We start from the raw sequence: 2,717 nt of genomic DNA, 5'->3' as shown, positions 1-2,717 counted from the left end.
GACGTGACCCGCGCCCAGGTACTGATCCGCGCCATCATCTTCGAAACCACCGACGGCGATACCTTCGATCTTGGGGTGGCGTTCGGTCGTGCCCGGAACGGCAGCAACCCCGCCGGCGGCTTCAACACCTCCAGCTTGGGGAATGCGCTGTCCGTGCCCGGGGCCTCGTTCGGGATCTTCGACGGCGACACCCTCGCGCTCGCGGTGAACGCCATCCGCCGCGACTCCAATGCCCGCGTCCTCTCCACCCCGCAGATCCTCACCCTCTCCGGTCAGCGCGGCACCATCAGCGTCGGCCAGAACGTGCCGTTCATCACCGGCAGGATCACCGGGGAAGCGGCCAACATCGAAAACCCGTTCCAGACCATCGAGCGCAAGGACATCGGCATCACCCTCAACGTGTTCCCGGTGGTCACGCCCTCCGGGCTGGTGGTCATGGACGTCAACACCGCCGCCGACAGCCTCACCGACTCGCTGCTGGCCTCGGACATCATCACCAATCAGCGCAGCATCGCCACCACGGTCCAGATCCAGTCCGGCCAGTCGGTGCTCCTGGGCGGCCTCGTCTCCGAAGAAAACCGCCGTCAGGAGAATTCCGTCCCGGTGCTCTCCGATATCCCCGTCATCGGCGGCCTGTTCCGCTCCACCTCGACCAGCTCCCATACCAGCAATCTCTATGTGCTGCTCCAGGCCACCGTGCTGCCCACCCAGGAGGTCACGTCATGAACCCGGCTATCGATAGCTTTTCACCCGACGATCGCGGCGGATCTCATAGACAGCCCCTATCCAACGCCTGGGTACCGCTCGCCCAATGGCTCGCGATCCTGGCCATGACCGCCGAGCACGTCTCCAAATACCTCTGGCCGGATGCCGCGCTCACGCCCTGGGCTATCGCTCTCGGCCGTATCGCCTTCCCGCTATTCGCCGGCATGGTCGCTTGGCACCTTCTCCACAACACCCGCCGACCGGCTCGCTACGGCCTCCGGCTGCTCTGGGTAGGCTCCCTGGCCCAACTGCCCTATCTCCTGGTCGTCGCGACCAAGCTCAACGTCTGCTTCACCCTCGGCCTGGGCATGCTCTCCGTCATCGCCCTGCAGCAGATCCAGGAACGCACCCTCCAGGCCGCCATCGGCATCGTCCTGGTCATCCTGGCTCTCTCGATCAGCCCCCACGTCGAGTACGGCCTGTTGGGCCTGCTCCTGGTGCCGGCGTTCGTGCTGGCCTACCGCTACCCACACCGAACCGTCGCCGCGATCCCGGCATTGCTCCTGGCCGCCATGATCAACGGAACACCGCTTCACATGCTGATCAGCACCGCCACGGCCATGACGCTCGTTCTCCTGGCCAGCGGCTCGATACGCCTCGACGTTCCGATCCCGGCCATTCCGCGCCCGCTCCGGCTCTCCTGGTATCCGCTGCATCTCGCCACTATTGCCGTCATCACCTGGGGAATCACGCCATGAGGATCTTCATCACGGACTGCCGGGGATCGATGACTAGTGAGCCTGGGCGAATCTGTCGTGGATCAACGGGAGTCAACCAGTCAGCCCAGGCTAGGTACCCGCTGCATCTGGCCGTCATTGCGGCTCTGTCCTCTCTACTCGTTTCCGCCTGACAGGAGGCCGCCATGTACCTTCTTCAAAAACCCCGTTTTGAAGCACTGTTCTCTGAGATGTCCAAGCGCCATCCGGTCTACCTGGGCGCGTTCCGATTCCCGGTTGCCGACTCAGATCGCTGGATACTAGCCATGACTGTCCAGACGAATTACTGGTTCCTCGGTGCTCAACGGGGCGGCCTTCGTCAATTCCGCAACCTTGAGACGTTGCAGGCCTACACCGTCACCACCCTGGGCGCTGATGCCTTTTCGGTACACCACAGCTACCCGAATCAATTTCCCGATTTTGATAACCAGATCGGTCTACGCGCCCATTCGCAGCACAATCGGCACGAATCAGCAGACAGGGCGAGACCCTCCCTGTAACACGTCTCGCAGATCAAATACCGAACCGACCATTTCGGCTCACACCGTACAGTTTTGGAGTTTTGTAAAATGAAGACTTGGGAACGCTATTCACTCGAATCACTGGCACGCGACGAGCAAGACAAACGGGGCTCGCTTTTCATCAGTCCCAAGGGCCAGCGCAATCTCTCGAACATCAAGCTGCTCCACACTGGTGTCGACACCGTGCGTCAGCTTTACGCCGGCAAGCCGTGCATGCACCTGTTCGATCAGATCATCGAGACGTACCGCGAAGGACGTGGCGCCACCATCGACCTGTTCGGCACCACCTGGATCGTCGGCGCCGGCAACACCAACAGCGGCTTCCGCTACCGGCTCCAGAACAACGAGCTTGGCGTCATCGTCCTGTTCTACGCCCGGCACACCAAGGCCGAAGACATCGGCACCCACCTCAAGATCGAGCTATCGCCCCACTTCATCCACGAGCGCAGTACCGCCGATATCCAGACCTACCTGGATAGCATCGCCAAGGAACTGATGGCCCACGTCGAGCCCATGGGCTGTGCCGTTCACCTCGCCCTGGACGTCCAGGGCTGGAAGCCCCCGAAAGATTTCATGGACCGCTTCGTCACCCGCTCCAAAAAGGTCACCAAGATCGACGGCATCGGGGACTTCACCTTCAACCACGGCACCATCGCCACCACCTACGGCAACGCCGAAACCTTCATGTTCGGCACCGCCAGTGCGCTCCAGTGCT

2 protein-coding genes and 2 pseudogenes are annotated in these 2,717 nt (G+C 62.1%); all 4 read left to right on the top strand.

All coding sequences use genetic code 11. The annotated features are described in order from the left end of the window. A pseudogene (locus BTW07_RS18095) lies at window positions 1-726 on the top strand (secretin N-terminal domain-containing protein); the annotation flags it as partial. After that, window positions 723-1,463, top strand: a complete 741-nt coding sequence (locus BTW07_RS18090; protein WP_075571564.1) for a TraX family protein — start codon at window positions 723-725, stop codon at window positions 1,461-1,463. The pseudogene BTW07_RS18095 and the gene BTW07_RS18090, both read left to right, overlap by 4 nt. A 164-nt stretch (window positions 1,464-1,627) precedes the next feature. Beyond that, a complete protein-coding gene (locus tag BTW07_RS18085) occupies window positions 1,628-1,981 on the top strand; it encodes a hypothetical protein (protein ID WP_075571563.1) in 354 nt (117 codons plus the stop codon). A gap of 69 nt (window positions 1,982-2,050) precedes the next feature. After that, window positions 2,051-2,717 (top strand): annotated as a pseudogene (locus BTW07_RS18080) (hypothetical protein); the annotation flags it as partial.

Source organism: Salinicola socius, assembly GCF_001937195.1.
GTDB lineage: Bacteria > Pseudomonadota > Gammaproteobacteria > Pseudomonadales > Halomonadaceae > Salinicola > Salinicola socius.
This window is presented reverse-complemented; position numbering and strand designations above follow the sequence as displayed.

What these genes read in the sequence shown, in the direction of transcription:
- BTW07_RS18085 (WP_075571563.1), top strand. Translation starts at nt 1,628, where the DNA reads ATGTACCTTCTTCAAAAACCCCGTTTTGAAGCACTGTTCTCTGAGATG.
- BTW07_RS18090 (WP_075571564.1), top strand. Translation starts at nt 723, where the DNA reads ATGAACCCGGCTATCGATAGCTTTTCACCCGACGATCGCGGCGGATCT.